The sequence below is a fragment of the Bradyrhizobium zhanjiangense genome, assembly GCF_004114935.1.
Lineage (GTDB): Bacteria > Pseudomonadota > Alphaproteobacteria > Rhizobiales > Xanthobacteraceae > Bradyrhizobium > Bradyrhizobium zhanjiangense.
The window spans coordinates 7282295-7302653 of the sequence record NZ_CP022221.1; the positions used below are offsets into that span (position 1 = coordinate 7282295).

The 20359-nt window shown below is 65.8% G+C and carries 14 protein-coding genes; 6 read left to right on the plus strand and 8 right to left on the minus strand.

The window, feature by feature from the left end:
* Nucleotides 1-126: 126 nt before the first annotated feature.
* The 3 genes from XH85_RS35030 (at nt 127) to XH85_RS35040 (ending at nt 4668) form a co-directional block, all read left to right on the plus strand.
* Nucleotides 127-633, plus strand: a complete 507-nt coding sequence (locus XH85_RS35030) for a tyrosine phosphatase family protein (protein ID WP_128935531.1) — start codon at nt 127-129, stop codon at nt 631-633.
* A 283-nt stretch (nt 634-916) separates the two neighbouring features.
* Complete coding sequence (locus XH85_RS35035) at nt 917-1885, plus strand: NUDIX hydrolase (RefSeq protein WP_128935532.1); 969 nt, start codon at nt 917-919, stop codon at nt 1883-1885.
* 89 nt (nt 1886-1974) lie between these two features.
* On the plus strand, nt 1975-4668 hold the full coding sequence (locus XH85_RS35040; RefSeq protein WP_128935533.1) for a DUF2339 domain-containing protein: 2694 nt from the start codon (nt 1975-1977) through the stop codon (nt 4666-4668).
* Between the two features lie 3 nt (nt 4669-4671).
* On the opposite strand, the gene XH85_RS35045 is transcribed toward XH85_RS35040, so the two are convergent.
* From XH85_RS35045 to XH85_RS35075, 7 genes are all read right to left on the minus strand, one after another.
* Complete coding sequence (locus XH85_RS35045) at nt 4672-6360, minus strand: methyl-accepting chemotaxis protein (protein WP_164939913.1); 1689 nt, start codon at nt 6358-6360, stop codon at nt 4672-4674.
* Nucleotides 6361-6630: 270 nt separating this feature from the next.
* Nucleotides 6631-8601, minus strand: coding sequence for a methyl-accepting chemotaxis protein (locus XH85_RS35050; protein WP_128935535.1), 1971 nt, complete (start codon nt 8599-8601; stop codon nt 6631-6633).
* 198 nt (nt 8602-8799) lie between these two features.
* Complete coding sequence (locus XH85_RS35055; RefSeq protein ID WP_128935536.1) at nt 8800-10542, minus strand: methyl-accepting chemotaxis protein; 1743 nt, start codon at nt 10540-10542, stop codon at nt 8800-8802.
* A 201-nt stretch (nt 10543-10743) separates the two neighbouring features.
* Nucleotides 10744-10989 carry a DUF6894 family protein gene (locus XH85_RS35060; protein WP_091892596.1) on the minus strand — a complete coding sequence of 82 codons (246 nt, stop codon included), beginning with the start codon at nt 10987-10989 and terminating at the stop codon, nt 10744-10746.
* A gap of 164 nt (nt 10990-11153) precedes the next feature.
* On the minus strand, nt 11154-11741 hold the full coding sequence (locus XH85_RS35065) for a hypothetical protein (protein ID WP_128935537.1): 588 nt from the start codon (nt 11739-11741) through the stop codon (nt 11154-11156).
* Between the two features lie 114 nt (nt 11742-11855).
* A complete protein-coding gene (gene acuI / locus XH85_RS35070; RefSeq protein ID WP_128935538.1) occupies nt 11856-12842 on the minus strand; it encodes an acrylyl-CoA reductase (NADPH) in 987 nt (328 codons plus the stop codon).
* A 41-nt stretch (nt 12843-12883) separates the two neighbouring features.
* The gene (locus XH85_RS35075; RefSeq protein ID WP_128935539.1) at nt 12884-14137 is read right to left on the minus strand and encodes an MFS transporter; all 1254 of its coding nucleotides are present in this window, start codon (nt 14135-14137) and stop codon (nt 12884-12886) included.
* Between the two features lie 335 nt (nt 14138-14472).
* Here XH85_RS35075 and nadA point away from each other — a divergent pair, with 335 nt between their 5' ends.
* The 3 genes from nadA to nadC all read left to right on the plus strand — a co-directional run bounded on the left by nadA (nt 14473) and on the right by nadC (nt 18278).
* Nucleotides 14473-15603: a quinolinate synthase NadA gene (gene nadA, locus XH85_RS35080; RefSeq protein ID WP_128935540.1), complete on the plus strand. Its 1131-nt coding sequence runs from the start codon at nt 14473-14475 to the stop codon at nt 15601-15603.
* A gap of 178 nt (nt 15604-15781) precedes the next feature.
* A complete protein-coding gene (locus XH85_RS35085; protein ID WP_128935541.1) occupies nt 15782-17389 on the plus strand; it encodes an L-aspartate oxidase in 1608 nt (535 codons plus the stop codon).
* 10 nt (nt 17390-17399) lie between these two features.
* Complete coding sequence (gene nadC / locus XH85_RS35090) at nt 17400-18278, plus strand: carboxylating nicotinate-nucleotide diphosphorylase (protein WP_128935542.1); 879 nt, start codon at nt 17400-17402, stop codon at nt 18276-18278.
* A gap of 125 nt (nt 18279-18403) precedes the next feature.
* Here nadC and XH85_RS35095 read toward each other — a convergent pair whose 3' ends face one another.
* Nucleotides 18404-19843, minus strand: coding sequence for a cell wall hydrolase (locus tag XH85_RS35095; RefSeq protein ID WP_164939914.1), 1440 nt, complete (start codon nt 19841-19843; stop codon nt 18404-18406).
* Nucleotides 19844-20359: the final 516 nt, after the last annotated feature.

Consider the following 20359-nt stretch of genomic DNA (forward strand, 5'->3'; position numbering starts at 1 on the left):
GGAGTTGCCACCGCCTCAGTCACGCCGGCCGGTGGTTATGGGTCCCGGCCTGCGCCGGGACGACAATGTGGGATGCTTTGCCCACCCTACGGCCGCTCGCTATAATCGGCGCCAAAAAGGTCCGCCATGATCCACGTCTGTTCACTCGCCGCACTTCCCGAAACCGTCCGCCTCACTGGCGCCAGCCACGTGCTGACGGTGATGGCCAATGTCGAGCAGGTGGCGCGGCCCGTGTCCGTGCTGCCAGCCAACCATCTCAAGGTGTCGATGGACGATATCACCGAGGAGATGGACGGCTTCGTCGCACCGTCAGAGACGCATATCGAGCAGGTGTTGAATTTCGTGCGGGGCTGGGACCGCAGCGCGCCGCTGGTGGTGCATTGCTACGCCGGCATCAGCCGCTCCACCGCCAGCGCGTTTGCAGCGGTATGCGCGCTCAATCCGAACCGCGACGAGATCGAGATCGCCAAGAAGATCCGCGCGGCCTCGCCGATCGCTTCGCCGAACCGGCGCATCGTCGGCCTCGCCGATCGTGCATTGGGACGCAACGGCCGCATGCTGCGCGCGCTCGACGAAATGGGCCCGGGCGCGATGATGGTCGAGGGCCGCCCCTTCGTGATCGAGCTCGAATGAGTCGGGAGCCGAATAGCAGCCGCGACGGGACTGCGCCCCCTCTCCCGCATGCGGGAGAGGCACAGGCGGCCTTCGGCCGCCGTCCTTTAAGAAGACGCCGATGCGAAGCATCGGCTATGGGTGAGGGTGCTTCCGCATCGGGGCACCCCCAGCGTGGAGAGAGCCCTCACCCGCCGCTGCGCGCCGACCTCTCCCGCAAGCGGGAGAGGTTACAGCGAGCATGCGGAGAGACCGGCTCAATCAGCCGGCATATCTTGTTCACAACACCAGCGACCTCAGCCGCATGAGCGAGATGCTGCTGACGCCGATCGAGATTGGCCTGACCGCCGCGATCGTCGCGATCGAGGACCACGAACCGCAGATCCTCACCGCACGCGCCGGTGACGGGCTTGCCGGCCTGCCGTTCGGGCCGTTCGATGCGCTCGCCCATCGCACCTTCGAGATCGGCCTGCGCGCCTGGGTCGAGCAACAGGCGGGACTGCGGCTCGGCTATGTCGAGCAACTCTACACGTTCGGCGACCGCGGCCGTCATGCCGAAGCCGCCCACACCGGCGCGCACATGGTGTCGATCGGCTATCTGGCGCTGACGCGCGCCGTCGATGGCGAGCTCGCCGCGACCGGCGCGAGCTTCGAGCCATGGTATCGCTTCTTCCCCTGGGAAGACTGGCGCGAGCAGCCGCCAGAGATCATCGCCCGCGACATCATCCCGGCGCTGATGAAATGGGCCGAGGAGGAGACGCCGGAGACGACGCGCGCGCTGCCGCGGAAGGATCGCGTGCGGTTCTATTTCGGTCTCGACGGTGCGCCCTGGGACGAGGAGCGCGTGCTCGACCGCTATGAGCTCCTGTACGAGGCCGGGCTGATCGAGGAGGCGCGGCGCGACGGCAGGCCTGCGGCATTAGCGCGCAAGACGCTTCCCGCGCTTGGGACCTCGATGCGGTTCGATCACCGGCGCATCCTCGCCACAGCCATCGCGCGGCTGCGTGCAAAACTGAAGTATCGTCCTGTCGTCTTTGAACTTTTGCCCGCCGAGTTCACACTCACGGAATTGCAGCATACGGTGGAGGCCATCTCCGGCCGCCACCTGCACAAGCAGAATTTCCGCCGCCTCGTCGAAACGGAAGCTCTGGTCGAACCGACCGGGGCGATGTCGACACAGACCGGCGGACGCCCGGCGGCGCTCTATCGCTTCCGCCGCGACGTGCTCCAGGAGCGGCCCGCGCCGGGCTTGCGCGTACGCTCCCGGCGCTGAGCATGATCCGGAAAAGTGCGTAAGCGGTTTTCCGAGCAAGGTCATGCTCCAAACTAAGATCGTAAGATTTCGCGTTGCCCGGAGGCTTCATGTTCGACGGCCCGTTTGACGTCTTTGCGTTGATCATTGCGATCGCCGCCTTCCTCGTCGCGATCAAGGCCTCCAGTCAGGCAGCCGAACTGCGCCGCCGACTAAGCTCGCTCGAAGAGACGTTTGACGCGCAACGGCGGGTTCAGCCGCCGCCACTCACGCCGACGTGGGAGCAGGCGCCCGCGACGGCTGCGGCGGAGCCGCCGCCGCTTGCGCCGGAAGCTGAGCCGGCACCGCCACCCGCCACCGAAGCTGCTTCGCCGCCGCCGCTCGAAACGAGCACCGAGGCCGCTGCACCGCCTCCGCTGCCTGCATCCGCACCCGGCTTCGAGGAGCGACTCGGCACGCGCTGGGTGGTGTGGATCGGCGGGCTCGCACTCGCGCTCGGCGGCTTCTTCATGGTGCGCTATTCGATCGAGGCCGGCCTTGTCGGCCCCGGCGTGCGCGTGTTCCTCGGCGGCCTGTTCGCGCTGGCGCTGCTAGGTGCCGGCGAATGGACGCGGCGCAAGGAAAGCATCTCGACGATCCAGGCGCTGCCGATCGCCAACATCCCAGCGATCCTCACCGCGGCCGGCACGGCGGTGGCGTTCGCGACCATCTATGCAGCCTATGCGCTCTACGGTTTCCTCGTGCCCGCCACCGCCTTCGTGCTGCTCGGCCTCGTCGCGCTCGGCACGCTGGCCGCTGCGCTGCTGCATGGGCCCGCGCTCGCGGGCCTTGGCGTCGTCGGCGCGTTCGTGACGCCGGTCCTCGTCTCCAGCGGCAAGCCGGACTATTGGGCGCTCTACATCTATCTCGCGATCGTGACCGCCGCGAGCTTCGGCCTCGCCCGCATCCGGCTGTGGCGTTGGCTCGCGGTGACCACCATCGTCTTCGCGGTGCTCTGGACTTTCATGGGGCTCGAGCCCGAATTGCAGGTGGCGCCGCACGCCTTCCACGTCATTGCGGGCTTCACGCTCGCTTCCCTCCTCGTCGTCTGCGGCTTCATGTTCGGCCCAACCATCGAGGACGGCGAGATCGAGCCGGTGTCGTCAAGCTCGCTCGGCGCCTATCTGTTCGCAGCCATGATCATCGTGCTGTCGAGCGCGCATGCCGATCTGGCGCTGATCGCCTTCACGCTACTCGTCGGCGCGACCCTGCTCGTCGCCTGGCGTGGGCCGGCAGCAACCGGTGCGCTGGGCGCGGCCGCGGCAACCGTCTTCATCGTGTTCGCCGAATGGGCGGTGCGGGCCAATCCCGACATGCTGGTGCTGCCGGGCGGCCCGCTGCCGGGTGTCGGGCCAGCAGCGATCGACAGCTCCGTGACGCTGCATCTGGTGATGGCCGCGGTCTTCGCCGCCGGCTTCGGCATCGCGGGCTTCCTCGCGCAGGGCCGGTCGAATTCGGCTGTCATCCCGGTGGTGTGGTCGGCGGCAGGCGTCGCGACGCCGATCGCGATCCTGGTCGCGCTCTATGCGCGCATCGCCCATCTCGACCGCTCGATCCCGTTTGCGATCCTCGCCGTGCTGCTCGCCGCCGCCTTTGGTGCTGCGACCGAATCGCTCACGCGCCGCGAGACCCGGCCGGGCATCATGATCTCCACGGCGCTGTTCGCGACCGGCACGCTCGGCGCGCTGGCGCTGGCACTGACCTTCGCGCTGGAGAAGGGCTGGCTCACCATCGCGCTCGCGCTGATGTCGCTCGGCACCGCCTGGATCTCGATGCAGCGGCCCATCCCGTTTCTACGCTGGCTCGCCGCCATCTTTGCCGGCATCGTCACCGCTCGGATAGCCTACGATCCGCGCATCGTCGGCGATGCCGTCGGCACCACGCCGATCCTCAATTGGCTGCTTTGGGGCTACGGCCTGCCGGCGGCATCGTTCTGGGGCGCGAGCATCTTCCTGCGCCGCCGCGCCGACGATCCGCCGCTGCGCATGATCGAGACCGCCGCGATCCTGTTCACCGCGCTGCTCGCCTTCATGGAGATCCGGCACTTTGCGACTGGTGGCGACATGATCTCGCCGCCGTCGCTGCTCGAGTTCGCGCTGCAGGTCTGCGTCACGCTCGCGATGGCGATCGGGCTGGAGCGCCTGCGACTGCGCAGCCACAGCATCGTGCACAATGTCGGCGCGATCGCGCTCAGCGCGATCGCCGCACTCATAAGCGTGTTCGGCCTGCTGATCCTGGAGAACCCGCTGCTGTTCTCCAGCGTCAATGTCGGCGGCCTCGTGTTCAACCTGCTGCTGCTCGGCTACGCGCTCCCCGCGATGCTGATGCTGCTGCTGTCCTACGCCGTGGCGGGACATCGCCCCGTCGCCTACGCCAATACGATCGCGGGCGGGGCACTGGCGTTTGCGCTCACCTACGTGACGTTGGAGATCCGCCGCTTCTATCACGGCCCGGTCCTGCTCTACGGCGGCACCACGGGCGCGGAGCAATACACCTATTCGATCGGCTGGCTCGCCTTCGGCGTGGTGCTGCTCGGCGTCGGCGTCCTGGTCAACTCGGAGCGCGCGCGGCTGGCCTCTGCCGCCGTCATCGCGCTGACGATCCTCAAAGCCTTCGTCATCGACGTGTGGACGCTGACAGGCGTCTATCGCGCGCTGTCGTTCATGTGCCTCGGCGTTGTGCTGGTGGCGATCGGCTGGCTCTACCAGCGCATCCTGTTCCGGCGACAGGCCGCACCGCCGCCGGTTCCACAGACAGGCAGTTGAGGATCAGGCGGCGCGGACCGACTCCAGGAACTGCGCGACTTCGACCTTCAGGCGGGTGCTGTCGGTCGCCAGCGATTTGGCCGCCGACAGCACTTCGGTCGAGGCCGAGCCGGTCTCGGTCGCACCGCGCTGCACGTCGGTGATGTTCATCGAGACCTCCTGCGTGCCGACCGAAGCCTGCTGCACGTTGCGTGAGATCTCCTGGGTGGCCGCGCCCTGTTCTTCGACGGCGGCGGCGATCGCCGCCGAGACCTCGGACAGCCGCTCGATGGTGCCGCCGATCTCCTGGATGGCGCTGACGGATTCCTGCGTGGCGGCCTGGATACCCGACACCTGCGCTCCGATCTCGCCGGTCGCTTTCGCGGTCTGCTCGGCGAGCGCCTTCACTTCCGAGGCAACGACGGCGAAGCCGCGGCCGGCCTCGCCAGCGCGTGCCGCCTCGATGGTCGCGTTCAGCGCCAACAGATTGGTCTGGCCGGCGATGGTGTTGATGAGCTCGACGACGTCGCCGATGCGGGCCGCCGCCTGCGACAGCGCGTTGACGCGCTCGTTGGTCCGCGCCGCCTGTTCGACGGCTTCCGCGGCCATCCGCGCCGAATCCTGAACGCGGCGGCTGATCTCGGTGATGGAGGAGGACAGCTCCTCCGAGGCGGAGGCCACGGCCTGGACGTTGGTGGAGGCCTCCTCGGAGGCAGCTGCGACGACGGTCGCGAGCTTCTGGCCGCGCTGCGCCGTGTTGGTCAGCGTCGTCGCCGATGCCTCCAGCTCGGTCGAGGCCGACGACACGGTCCCGACCACTTCACCGATCATCGCTTCGAACTTGCGGGTGATGGCGTCGACGCGGCGACCGCGCTCGATCTTGGCCTCGGCGTCGCGCGCCGCTGCCCCGTCGGCGGTTTTCTTGGCAATCAGCGCCTCCTTGAAGATCTGCAGCGCATCGGCCATCGAGCCGATCTCGGTCTTCTCGCCGCGATGCGGCACCTCGGCCGAGAGGTCGCCTTCACCGAGCGACTGCATCGGACGGATGATCGAAGCAATGCCGCGGGAGACGTCGCGCACGAGATAATAGGCGGCGCCGATCGCGATCACGACCGAGAGCAAGATGATGCCGACCAGCACGCGGAAGATCGTGGCATAGCTGTCGGCCGCCTGCTTCGTCTCCAGCTCGGCGCCCTGATTGTTCAACTCGATGCCCTTCTGGAGCAGGGGATCGGCGGCCTGGGCCATCTTCGCGACCTTGGTCTGCAACAGCTCGTTGGCATCGGTCGGGAAGCGACCGACGCTCTTGCGCGACAGCGCCATCACGTCCTGAACGCCATTCAGATACTCAGCCCACGCCTTGGCCCATTGTCCGTAGAGCGAGCGCTCCTCGGCAGCGGTGATCAGCGGCTCGTAGACCTTGCGGGTCTTCTCGATGCGTTCGCGCAAGGAGGCCAGGCGCTTCTCGGCGGCTTCCTTGCCTTCAGCTGTGTCCTGCATCAGGTGCAGACGCAGCGCGACGCGCAGCTCGTTGATGTCGGCGCGCATGGAGCCGAGCGCACGCACGCTCGGCAACCAGCTCTGCGCAATCTCGACGGTGTGGGCGTTGATGTTCTGCATCGTGCCGATCGCCGTCACGCCGACACCGGCGAGCGAGAGCACGAGGACCGACAACACGGTCAGCAGCTTGAAGACGATCGACAACTTCGACATCACACGAATCCCGATGATAGCTGGCAGCGCGCACGTCGCCTGCGCCACAGCGTCACGACGGACGACCGGGCGGAGGTCAGTTCAACAATGCTGGCTGGTTCTTATTCCGTAGAATTGCGCCCTATATTCGCAAGCAGGCGTTAACATGGTCCTACGTAAAACTATTGGACGTCCCGACAATCGCTATTTTCCCCGACCATCCGCTGCAGCTGCACAGATCTCGCGCGGCGCCGTGCTTCATGCATAGCAACATCGCCAGGGCCGACGTCGTCACGCGGCCCGCACCGACTCCAGGAAACGCGCCACTTCGCTCTTCAGCCGGTTGCTCTCCTGCGAGAGCGACTGGGCGGCCGAATGCACCTGCGCAGAAGCAGCCCCGGTCTCGCCGGCGCCGCGCTGGACATGGCCTATGTTCGCCGAGACCTCCGAGGTGCCCTGCGCGGCGTTTTGGATGTTGCGGGAGATCTCCTGCGTCGCAGCGCCCTGCTCCTCGACCGCGGCGGCGATGGTCGACGAGATCTCCGACATGCGCGCTATGGTGTCACCGATCTCCTTGATCGCGCCGACGGAGTCCTCCGTCGCGGCCTGGATCGCGCCGATGTGCTGGCCGATCTCGCCCGTCGCCTTGGCGGTCTGCTCGGCAAGCGCCTTCACTTCCGTCGCCACCACGGCGAAGCCCTTGCCGGCCTCGCCGGCCCGCGCCGCCTCGATCGTCGCATTCAGCGCCAGCAGGTTGGTCTGGGCGGCGATGGTGTTGATCAGATCGACCACGTCGCCGATGCGGCCGGCCGCTTTTGTCAGCTCGGCGACGCGCGCATTGGTACGCTTCGCCTGTTCCACCGCAACGTCGGCGACCCGCGCCGATTCCTGCACCTGACGGCTGATCTCGGTGATCGAAGAGGTCATCTCTTCACTTGCAGCCGACACCGACTGAACGTTGGCGGAGGCCTCCTCCGAGGCCGCAGCCACAGCGGTGGCGAGCCCGTTGCCGCGCTCGGCGGCCTCAGTCAGCGTGTTGGATGACGCTTCGAGCTCGGTTGCCGCCGATGATACGGTCTCGACGATCTCGCCGACCGCGCCCTCGAAGGCGTCGGCAAGCCGCTGCATGTCCGCCTTGCGCTGTTCGCGCCGACGTGCATCGGCCTCCACCTGCTCGACGCGCAGCCGCTCGGCCTCCGCCATGCCGGTCCTGAACACCTCGACCGCGCCGGCCATCTCGCCGATCTCGTCCCTGCGTCCGACACCGGGAACGGCTATCGAAAGCTCGCCGCGCGCCAGCCGCGTCATCGCGCCCACCATGGCGCCGAGCGCGTTCGAGATCGAGCGTCCGAGCAGGAAGCCGACCGCCGCGAGCACGACGACGGTGACGCCGAAGGCGACCATCATCCACAGACGTACGGCATCGCGGGTCGCGGCCTCGGCAGCATCGGCCTGCTTCTGCATGGCATCGACGGCGCTCTGCACTTCCGCCATGACCGGCTCGAGCTCGCGAAACGTCTTCATCATGCTGGCGTCGAGGGCCGCAGTCTGCTGCGCGGTCTCCGCCCAGGCCGCGAACTCGGACTGGTATTTCTGCAGCTTGGCGGTGATGTCGTTCATCACCGCCGTAGGGACCGCGACGACTTCTATCGCCTTGGAGAATTCGGCCGCCGCCTTCTTCATCTCGGCAATGTATTTTGGATCGCGCCGCAGCATGAAATCCTTCTCGTGCCGGCGCATCATCAGCATCCAGCTCGTCGTCCGCGGATCGTCGATCTGCTTCAGCTTGGTCTCGATGTCGTGCGCCGCGGCGCGGAGCGAGCCGGACAGGCCGAGCGTCTCGCTCAGGCCGAGCCTGGTCTCGGCCGCCACCAGAGCGCCGAAATCCAAGGCATAGCGCTTGAAGCCGTTTTGAGCCTGCTTCATCCTGTCGGACAGCGCACTCATGCCGCCAGTCGTCAACAACTGCTCCACATCGTCGAAATCACGGTTGATCGGTCCGATCAGCTCGGCATGCGCCTTGGCGAAGCTTTCGTTTCGCCGCTGCTGGAAATTCTTCTCGTTGCGGCGCGCTTCCAGCATTTCGATCGAAAGCTGCTTGTCGAGATCAGCGATCGCGCGGGCGCGGTTGGCAACCTCGCGCGACGCATCCTGGGAGAGGCTGCCGATCTCGTAGATTGCACCGAAGGCGGCGAGACCGATAAGGCCGAAGAGTCCGATCGCCATGACCTTATGGGTGAGGCGAATGGAAATGCCGCTCATTGAATGTGCTCCAACGACTGAGACGCAATACATGAAGGGCGACTCAGCGCCCGGAATATTGCGGAGATCATGCCTGCATCGCTTTTCCGGAAGGTTAACCCTGCGCGCATCGGTCGCGGCGTCGAAATACGAACGCGCGCAACCATCGCAGTTTCGCGCGCGGCGGTTGCAGATCGGGGTCTGCTCAAGACGCCACCGTCAGCCGGCGCGCACAGAGCCGAGAAACTTGCCGACCTCGAGCTTGAGGCGGTTGCTGTCACCGGACAGCATTTGCGCGGCAGACAGGACTTGCGAGGACGCCGAGCCGGTCTCGCTTGCGCCGCGCTGCACGTCAGTGATGTTGGACGACACCTGATGAGTGCCTTCTGCAGCCTGCTGCACATTGCGGGAAATTTCCTGCGTCGCGGCGCCCTGCTCTTCCACGGCCGCCGCAATCGTCGAAGAGATCTCCGACAGCTTCTCGATGGTGTTGCTGATGTCCCTGATCGCGCCGACCGAATGTTCGGTCGCGGTCTGGATGCTGGAAATCTGCTGCCCAATCTCGCCGGTTGCCTTGGCCGTCTGCTCGGCCAGGGCCTTGACCTCGGAGGCAACCACCGCAAACCCCTTGCCCGCTTCGCCGGCGCGGGCGGCCTCGATCGTGGCATTGAGTGCGAGCAGATTTGTCTGGCCAGCGATCGAATTGATCAACTCGATCACGTCGCCGATGCGCGTCGCCGCCTTGGACAACTCGCTGACCCGCTCGGTCGTGACACGAGCCTGGCCCACCGCTTCGTTGGCCACGCGCGCGGACTGCTGAACCTGACGACTGATCTCGTTGATCGATGAGGACAGTTCTTCGGTAGCGGATGCCACCGACTGCACGTTGGTCGAGGCCTCTTCGGAGGCGGCAGCAACCACCGTGGTCAACTCCTGCGCGCGCTCGGCGGTCGAGGTGAGCGTCGAAGCCGAGGCCTCGAGCTCGGTCGAGGCCGAAGAGACGGTCTCGACGATCTCGCCGATGGCGGATTCGAAACTGTCGGCGAGCTTGTGCATCTCGGCCTTGCGTCGCGCGGCCGCGATCTGGTCCTGCCTGATCTTGGCTTCGGCCTCCTCTTGCGCCTTCTGCTCGGACACGATCTTGAATTTCTCGACGGCAGCAGCAACGCCGCCCACCTCGTCCTTGCGACCAAGCCCGGGTAGCACCACTGAAAAATCGCCGCCGGCGAGCTTGTCCATGGCCACGGTGAGCGCGCGGATCGGCCGCGCGATGCTGAGGAAGGAGAGGAGCCAGGAGCCGATCAGAACGAGCGCCGCGAAGGCGCCGACCGCCGTTCCGATCTGCTCGCTCGATCTCATCTGAGCGGCAGCCGCGGCGTTGTCCTCGTCGGATTTGTGTCTCGCATAGTCGGCGATCTGGCTGATCAGCGTGTCGAGTTGGGCTGCGATCGGCAGGGTAACCTCCCGCGCGATGCGAATGCCTTCGTCATTGAGCTTCGCGGCGCGCGTCGCGCCGTCTGGGCCAGACGCGGCGACGGCGACGGCTTCGCCGCGCACGCCGGCAATCTGCTGCGCAGCTTTGCCATAGTCCGCCGCGAGCGATCTCAGTTTCTCCATGCGGACACGATTCTCCGCCGCGTGAGAAAGCCTCAGCATCGCCTCGACCAGCATGCTCATCGAATTCTGCTGATCGCCGAGACTCTGGCTGGCCTTGTGAAGATCGGCCGCACTATTGGCGAGACGAAGGTCGCGCACTGCGAGTTGCATGCCGCGAACTGCAACTTCGGCCCTGACTGCGTCGCGCGCGATCTCCTGCTGTGCAAGTGCGCTTTGGCTGGTCTCGCGGATGCTCGCATTGCCGAGCATCTGGCTCGCAATCATGGCTCCAACCAGGAGCACGCCGAGAGCCGAAGCGATCGCCAGCTTGGTCCCGATCCGCATATCCTGAAAAAGGCTCAACATGGTACGTTTCCCAAGCAACGAGCTGCCAAGTCATTGCTGGCCGCTTGGACGTTGATCGCCCTTACCGTGAAAGCCTATCGGTCAGAGTTCCTCTTTTGGTTAATGAGCGCCCTCGCAGAAATACTGATTTTGCGCGCTAAATAATTGAAATTGAACGAGGATAGTCTCGTCATAGTTGTAAATTGCAGCTTGAAGTCGGACCTAGGACGTTTTGCATCCGACAGCCTCTCCAACCAGGCTGACGCGAAAAATCGGCTGCTTGTTCTCGTCAAGCAGCTCCATGCGCCACTCGGCATTCGGCTTCAGGCCGCGAGCGATGCCGCCGAGCAGATTGGCGCAAACCTCGGTCATCTCGGTCCAGGCCGCTGCGCGATCCTCGAACTCGTAAGGTTGGTCGGCAGCGCCGGAATAGCGGCCGGTGCTGATGCGGAAAAAGTACAGCGACATCGTTGAACCCTTGCGTAGGGCCGCGTCCCCCGGCCGTACGCAAACTGGGACGCGAACAGCTACCAACGCATGAAAGCCGCCGTCCGTATGACTACGGCGCGGCGGCTTCGTGTTCGATAGGAATCTTCAACGACAAAGTGCGCGGCCTGCCCCGCGCAGCCAGCTCACTGAGTCGAACGGCGCAGCTCCAACGGGGCCTCGGTCTTCGCGGGTTCCGACTTCACCGGCTCGAGGCGACCGCTCTCGACACGCGGCGTCTCGACCCGCGCGGCGACCTCTGTGTTGGGCGCGCCGATCGAACCTGTGCGCTCCGATGAGCGCAGCGAGCGCGGACGCGCGACGGCGCGCGCCATCAGCATCTGATTGCCGCCCTGATGGTGGAAGTCGCAATAGGCGAAGCCCATGCCCGACACCGAGCCGCGGAAGCTGCGTTCGTCGGTCTTTTCCAGGTTGAAACAGGGCTCGAACGGAATGCCCTTGATCGAGGCGCAGACGTTCTGGCCGCGAATCTGGAGCGTGTTGCCGGGCAGGCGGAGATGTTTCACCGGGCCTGCGCCGGAGAACTGCACCGCGCCGGCGGCACCGAGGTCGTCGAGGATGCGGCCCGCACCGCGGGTGCCGTCGAAACAGGTGAAAGCAAACACCTTGCCGGCGACGAAGCGGCGCGCCTCGTCTGCATTCATGCTTCCGGCAATGGCCGGCGCAAACGTCGCTGCCGCCGTGACAGCCCCCAACACAATACGCGCAAGCATGCTCAACTCCGAACCAACCCCGCGGCGGGCGATGCCTTATCTCTCTTTACCCGCTGCTTACCATACTAACCATGGCAAGATTGGAGCAGGTTGGTTGGTAAAGTCTGAACGCCGTCAGACTATTTTTACCACGATGCGCCCGCGGACCGCGCCGGCCAGAATTTTCGCGCCCCAGTCGGACACCTCGGCAAGCGGAATTTCATGAGTGATTTCAGCTAGTTTCGTCCGGTCGAGATCGGACGCCAGGCGCTGCCAGGCGGCTTTCCGCGGCTCGATCGGGCACATCACCGAATCGATGCCGAGAAGGCACACTCCGCGCAAAATGAACGGCGCGACGGAAGATGGCAGGTCCATGCCGGCCGCCAGGCCGCACGCCGCGATCGCTCCACCGTATTTTGTCATCGACAGGAGGTTGGCGAGCGTGGTCGAGCCGACGCTATCGACGCCACCCGCCCAGCGCTCCTTGGCCAGCGGCTTCGCCGGTGCCGACAATTCGTTGCGGTCGATCACTTCGGCTGCGCCCAGGTGCTTCAGATAGTCTGCCTCCGAGGCCCGACCGGTCGAAGCGATGACGTGATAGCCGAGCTTCGACAGCACCGCGGTCGCAACCGAGCCGACGCCACCGGCGGCACCCGTCACCACCACCGGGCCACTCTTCGGCGAGATGCCGTGCTTCTCCAGCGCCAGGACGGACAGCATCGCGGTGAATCCGGCTGTGCCGATCGCCATGGCGTCGCGCGCCGACAGGCCCTGCGGCAGCGCGACCAGCCAGTCGCCCTTCACCCGCGCCTTCTCGGCATAGGCGCCGAGATGGGTTTCGCCCATGCCCCAGCCGGTGCAGACCACCTTGTCGCCCGCCTTCCACTGCGGGTGCGAGGACGCTTCAACCGTGCCGGCGAAATCGATGCCGGCGATCATCGGGAAGCGGCGCACCACCGGCGCCTTGCCGGTGAGCGCGAGGCCGTCCTTGTAGTTCAGCGTCGACCATTCCACACGCACGGTGACGTCGCCGTCCATCAGCTCGGCTTCGTCGAACTGCGTCAGCTGCGCGGTGGTGCCCCTGTCCGCCTTGTCGATCCGGATTGCGTTGAACGTGGCCACGACTGAACTCCCTGACTTGTTTGTCGGGAATGTTTAGCCGATCAGGCCGGCTGCGCAACCGCCCGTGCGACCGGTTTCTCCACGATCGGGAGATTGATCAGTGCGGAGAGCACGCCAAACAGGATCGAGAGCCACCAGATCGGCGTGTAGGAACCGAAGCGCTCGAACACGACGCCGCCGAGCCAGACACCGAGGAAGCCGCCGACCTGATGGCTGACGAAGGCAAAGCCATAGAGCGTTGCGAGCCAGCGCGTGCCGAACATCAGCGCCACCAACGCCGAGGTCGGCGGCACCGTCGACAGCCAGGTCAGGCCGGAGATCGCACCGAATGCGATCGCCGAGAACGGCGTGATCGGGAACGAGATGAAGGCGAGCGTCGCGAGCGCGCGGGTGAAATAGATCGTCGAGAGGATGTAGCGCTTGGGCAGCGTGTTCTGGAGGTAGCCGACACTCAACGAGCCCATGATGTTGAACAGGCCGATCGCCGCGATCACCCAGCCGCCGGTTTGCGCCGAGATGCCGCGATCGACCAGGAAGGCCGGCAGATGCACCGTGATGAAGGCGAGCTGGAAGCCGCAGGTGAAGAAGCCGAGCACCAAGAGCACGTAGGAGCGGTGACCGAAGGCTTCCGCCAGCGCCCTGGTGAAGGTCTGCTCATCCGCAGGCGCCGCGGTCGCCGCGCTTGCGACCGGCGGCGTCGAGAGCGCCAGCGACAGCGGGATGATCAGCAGCATCAGGAAGCCGAACACGGAGAGCGCCTGCTGCCAGCCGAAATTGTCGATCAGCGCGACGCCGATCGGCGCGAACAGGAACTGCCCGAACGATCCCGCCGCGGTGCCGGCGCCGAGCGCAAGGCCGCGCTTCTCGGCCGGCAGGAGCTTGCTGAACGCCGACAGCACCAGATTGAACGAGCAGCCGGCGAGGCCGAAGCCGATCATGACGCCGGCGCCGATGTCGAGCGACACTGGGGTCGAGGAGTAGCGCATCAAGAGCAGACCGCCGGCATAGAGCAGAGCGCCGACACACATCACCCGGAACAGGCCGAAGCGATCGGCGACCGCGCCGGCGAGGGGCTGGCCCAAGCCCCACAGCAGGTTCTGCATGGCGATCGCGAGGCCGAACACGTCGCGGCCCCAGGCGAACTCATGACTCATCGGCTGCACGAAGAAGCCGAGCGCCGAGCGCGGGCCGAAGCCAAGCATGCCGATCGCGCAGCCGCATAGAATGATGACGGCCGGGGTGCGCCAGGTCGAGGAACGTGAGACCGGAGCGAGCTCGCCTATCTGTGTCGACATGGTGTTCCTCGTCTGTTGGCGGATTCGCAAATAGGAAGTCAGGGCTCAGGCGTTTAATGCATTTGCATGAAAATCCCAAGTCAAAAACGGTTGCATTCCACGAGGAGCTATCGCGAGAGCATTGCGTTTCACGCGGCTCGCCGGACGCGCGTCGGGTGACTTGACGGGAATGTGTGCGATGGGGCCTAGCGATCTTCGGCGGAGCGTGTTATCTTTGATTTACTCATATTGAGCATATTAGAGTGTCGATGACATCCAGCTCCGGCCTTCGGCCGGATTACTCGGGCTCAAAATATACTCATATTGAGCATAATTGGCATGCAAGGGAGGCTTCGATGCCGATCACTGGAATCTACGGTCCCGACGACTTCGCCAACCGGCCGCACGGCCGAATCAATGGCCAAGTCAATGTCCAAGACATCAGCTCCCCTCGCGCCGCGCCCTCCCGAGCGGGAGCCGCGCTGCCAATGCCCTCGCTGGACTGGACGCCCGAGGTCGAGCGCGCCACTGCATCCCTTTACGAACGCGTGAAACACGTGATCCCGCCGATCGAGTGGCCGCTGCTAGCGCCGACCATCAAGGCGATCAACGAGCTGAAGCGCGCCCGGAACGCCGTGATCCTCGCGCATAACTACCAGGCGCCGGAGATCTTCCATTGCGTCGCCGACATCGGCGGCGACTCGCTCCAGCTCGCGGTCGAGGCGACCAAGGTGAAGGCCGGCATCATCGTCCAGTGCGGCGTGCACTTCATGGCGGAAACGTCGAAGCTGCTCAACCCGGACAAGACGGTGCTGATCCCGGATTCACGGGCCGGCTGCTCGCTCGCCGCCAGCATTACCGGCGCCGACGTGCGCCTGCTCCGCGAAAGATTCCCCGGCGTGCCGGTCGTCGCCTATGTCAACACCTCAGCGGAGGTGAAGGCCGAGGTCGATATCTGCTGCACCTCGTCGAACGCGGTGCAGGTGGTCGAGAGCCTGAACGCGCCAAGCGTGATCTTCCTGCCCGACCGCTATCTCGCCACCTACGTGGCCTCCAAGACCGATGTGAGGATCATCGCCTGGAAGGGCGCCTGCGAAGTGCACGAGCGCTTCACGGGTGAAGAGCTGCGCAACCTTCGCGATGGCGATCCCACGGTGCAGATCATCGCGCATCCCGAATGCCCGCCCGACGTGCTGGCGGAGGCCGATTTCACCGGCTCGACCGCGCACATGATCAACTGGGTGCGTAACAAGCGGCCGCGACGGCTGGTGATGATCACGGAGTGCTCGATGGCCGACAACGTGCGGGCGGAGCTGCCCGACGTGGAGATGCTGCGCCCCTGCAATCTCTGCCCACACATGAAGCGCATCACCCTTGCCAACATCTTGGAAAGCCTGCGGACGCTCCGCGAGGAAGTGACGATCGACCCCGCACTCGCGATGCGCGCACGGCGCTCGGTCGAGCGAATGATCAATCTGAAGAATTAGCAACACACTCGGTGTCGTCCCGGCCTAGTGCGCAATTGCGCACGGGGGCCGGGACCCATAACCACCGAACGATGTGGTTTGCGAAGAACGTCGTTACAGAGCTTCGCAAAACAACAACCGCCGCGGCGTATGGGTCCCGGCTTTCGCCGGGACGACGACGGAAAGCTTGGAGAGAACTATGACGAACACGATCCACAATCTCACCCGCGCCACCGACGACGTCGTCATCGTTGGCGGCGGCCTTGCCGGACTCTTTTGCGCGCTGAAGCTCGCGCCGCGGCCGGTGACGCTGATCTCGGCGGCGCCGCTCGGACAGGGCGCATCATCGGCATGGGCGCAAGGCGGCATCGCGGCGGCGGTGGCCGAAGGCGATACGCCGGAAGCGCATGCCGCGGACACGATTGCCGTCGGGGGCGGTCTCGTCGATGAAGCCGTTGCACTTGGCATCGCGCGGGAGGCGGCGCCGCGAATCCATGAGCTTCTCGCCTATGGCGTCCCATTCGATCGCGACCTCGAAGGAAAGCTCGCCGTGGGACGCGAAGCCGCACACTCGGCCCGGCGCATCGTGCATGTGCGCGGCGATCGGGCCGGCGCCGCGATCATCGCAGCGCTGAGCGAGGCCGTGCGCCACACGCCGTCGATCCGCATCATCGAAGGTCTCGTCGCCGAAGCACTGCTGAGCGAAGACGGCGCCGTCGCGGGCCTCCAATTGCGCGAGGCCGGCAATCCCGCTGCACGGCCGATCATCCTCGCCTCGCGCGCGATCGTGCTCGCCACCGGCGGCCTCGGGCATCTCTATGCCGCCACCACCAATCCGCTCGAGGCCTGCGGCTCGGGCCTTGCGATCGCCGCTCGCGCCGGCGCGGTGATCGCCGATCCCGAATTCGTGCAGTTCCATCCGACTGCCATCATGGTCGGGCGTGATCCGGCGCCGCTTGCGACCGAGGCGCTGCGCGGCGAAGGCGCGACGCTGATCAACCGCCACGGTGAGCGCTTCATGCCGGCGCGCCATCCGCTCGCCGAGCTCGCGCCGCGCGACATCGTGGCCCGCGGCGTCTTCGCCGAGATCGCGGCCGGGCGCGGCGCCTTCCTCGATGCGCGACAGGCGCTGGGGACGCGCTTCGCCGAAAAGTTTCCGACCGTGTATGCGAGCTGCATCGCCGCCGGAATCGATCCCGCGACAGAGGCGATCCCGATCGCGCCGGCCGCGCATTACCACATGGGCGGCATCGCAGTGGACGCGCGCGGCCGCAGCTCGATCGACGGGCTTTGGGCCGGCGGCGAAGTGTCCTCCACCGGCGCGCATGGTGCCAATCGGCTGGCGTCGAATTCGCTGCTGGAGGCCGTGGTCTACGCCGCGCGCATCGCTGAGGACATCGACGGCTGCGCCGCCCCCGCGCCTGCCCGGCTTCCGGACGCGCTGGTGACGCCGCACGGCGGTGTGCCCGATGCTGCGGCCGTGAAGCGGCTGCGGGCGGTGATGACCGCACGCGTCGGCGTGATCCGCCACAGTGACGGGCTTGCCGAGGCCGTCCACAGCTTCGCTGCGCTCGAACGCGAGGCTACGAGCATCGCGCTACGCAACATGGCGACGTCCGCGCTGCTCGTCGCGGCCGCGGCCTGGAGCCGGCAGGAGAGCCGCGGCGCGCATTTCCGCTCCGACCATCCGGCGGAAGTCCCTGCCCTGGCGCAACGAATGATGACCACGCTCGCCGCAGTGCGCGAGGTGGCCGACGGCCTCGCCGATCACTCAATGCCGCACACCGCGCAACCCATCATGGCCTGACGGAGTTCTCATGATCACCGCAACCTCACTGCTCCATCCCGACGCCTTTCTCTCGCCGCTCGCCATCGACGGGGCCGTGCAGCGCGCGCTCGACGAAGACCTCGGGCGCGCCGGCGACGTCACCTCGCTGGCAACAATTCCGGAAGCCACGACGGCGCAGGCGATCCTGGTCGCGCGCCAATCCGGCGTGATCGCCGGATTGCCGCTGGCGCTGGCGACGCTGCAAAAGCTCTCACCCGACATCGAGGTCCGCGCGCATGTCCGCGACGCCGCGCGGGTTGCCCGCGGACAGCAGGTGTTGACGATCTCAGGGCCTGCGCGCGCCATTCTCACGTCGGAGCGGACCGCGCTGAACTTCGTCGGTCGCCTGTCGGGCATCGCGACGCTCACGGCCGACTACGTCGCGCGCACCGAAGGCACGAAAATGCGCATCTGCTGCACGCGGAAGACCACGCCGGGATTGCGGGCGCTGGAGAAATATGCCGTGCGCTGCGGCGGCGGGTTCAATCACCGCTTCGGCCTCGACGATGCGATCCTGATCAAGGACAACCACATCGCGGTCGCCGGCGGCATCCGGCCCGTGCTGGAGCGCGCCCGCGCTTATGCCGGCCATCTCGTCAAGATCGAGATCGAAGTGGACACGCTTGCGCAACTGCGCGAGGTGCTGGCCACCGGACTGGCCGACGCGGTGCTGCTCGACAACATGGATATCGCGACGTTGCGCGAGGCAGTGAGGCTCACCGAGGGCCGCCTCAAGCTGGAGGCGTCCGGCGGCGTCACGCTGGACTCGATCGCGGCGATCGCGGCCACCGGCGTCGACTACGCCTCGGCCGGTGCGCTGACGCATTCGGCGCCGAATTTCGATTGTGCGCTGGATATCGAGGCGTGATTGGAACACTAACGCCTCCACAACGTCATGGCCGGGCTTGTCCCGGCCATCCACGTCTTGCGGCACAGCGCGAAGAACGTGGATGCGCGGGACAAGCCCGGGCATGACGGTCTTTCGTGAAGGCGCTACCGCCGCTCGCCCATCTCCGCGGAACTCTTGGCTTCCTGCGCGAGCGCGGCGGAGAGCGCCGCGGTCTGCGCGGGCGTGCCCCAGCTCGGCTCCTCGCTGCCGTCGCCCCAGTTGCGTGGCCGATAGAAGGTGTGCACGCCGGTCTTGTACATCTTCTTCATCTCGGCGACCCAGGACGGGCGCACCCAATAGGCGTGGTAGTGCGTCGACTTGCCGACCTCGGGCAGCCAGATCTGGCCATCGAGCATCGCCTTCGAAATCTTCTTCGCGCGCTCCCACATCTCGGGCTCGCGGATCACGTCCGGATTGTTGTCGCAGGCAAAGGTGAACTGGCAGGCGAAATGGCGGTACTTGTTCTGGTAGACGACGCCGCACACGGTGTCGGGATATTTGCCCGAGAAGACGCGGTTCATCACCACCTGCGCCACCGCGATCTGGCCACGCACGGCCTCACCGCGCGATTCGAAATAGACCGCTTCGGCGAGACACTTCTCGGACTTGGCGCGCGACTTGTCGTCGAGCGCGAGCCGCTCTGCCGGCGACCTGGCGCGCTGGTTGTCGGCGTTGACCTCGCCCTTCGGCGCGACGCTCTCACCGCTTTCGACGTCCTTGGCAATCTCCGCTGTCGGCGGCGACAGCGAGGCCGTCACCTTCATATCGGGATCAGGTATCACGATCAGCGGCTCGGCCCCGGGCTGCCAGCTCTCGATGCTTTCGAGATTGCCGCCGAGCGAGGAGCTGCCGAAGAACAGGTTCGACGTCTTGACGGTGAAGGGATCGCGCGCCGGCGCGGTGGCCTGCTTCAGCGCTTCCGGCGGCTGCACCGCAAACGCGCGCGCGCTATCGCTCGCCTGCGGCGCATTGGTATATTGCGGCAGCGGCGGCGCACGCAGCGCTTCCTGGAGCTCGGGATCGAGCGCGGCCGCGGACTCCGGCGACATCGGCTGCGGTAGCGTGGCGGTCTTGGCGCCGAACACGGAGCTGTTCGACGTCGCAGGATCTTCCTGCGCGGGCGCTGCCGGCGGCGTAGCCGCATCGGGAGACGTCGTCGGCGTCACGATCGCGAGACGATCACCCTTCATGGAGCGATCGACCTTGGGAAAATCGGCGGCCTGGTAGCGCGGCGGCGCCTGCAGCGCCGGATTGCGGCTGATCGCGCCGGTGACGTCGCGGCCATCGATGCTGGCGAGGCGAACCATCGCGCTCTGCGGAACCGAGGTGCCGATCGGCCGGGAAAAACTGTAGGTGGCGAGCTGGATCGAGGATGCCGCGGAATACACCTGCTTCTGCCACCGCTCGGCGACGCCGGGTTGGCGCGCCAGCAGCGAGGCAATGTCCTGATAGCCGGTCTCTCTCGGCATCAATGCGAAGATGCAGAGACCGATGCCGAAGGACGCGAACCGCGCGCCCTTCGGATGGTTACGCAACACTGACATCGATACGCTCACGCTACGCTTACGCCAGAAAAATCGAACGGCAGTACGTCCGTGCAATTCGATCTTTATTGTAAGTATCTAATTTAGGTTGCCGGGGCGTTAATCGACGTGGCGCGCACGGCACACTCAAGCGAACACAGGTGTTTTCACGGAGTGATCGCGCGTGTTGGTAAATGCCGAGCGAGGTGAAGCGGTAAATAATGGGTCAACGCATATGGTGAAGGAACTCTTGCACGCACGTATCATTACGGGACGTGTGATGAGTTCCGTTGTTGGCGTTTGCGCAAAGCGTTTCCACATAACCGATGTCATGCCCGCGAAGGCGGGCATCCAGTACGCCGCGGCTTCTCGATTCAGACACTGCCGTCTCGGCGTACTGGATGCCCGGTTAAGCCGGGCGATGACACTAAGTGTGTGGCGCGAGGCACATGCAACACGATCGTCATTGCGAGGAGCACTTGCGACGAAGCAATCCAGAATCGCTCCGCGGAAAGATTCTGGATCGCTTCGCGGAGC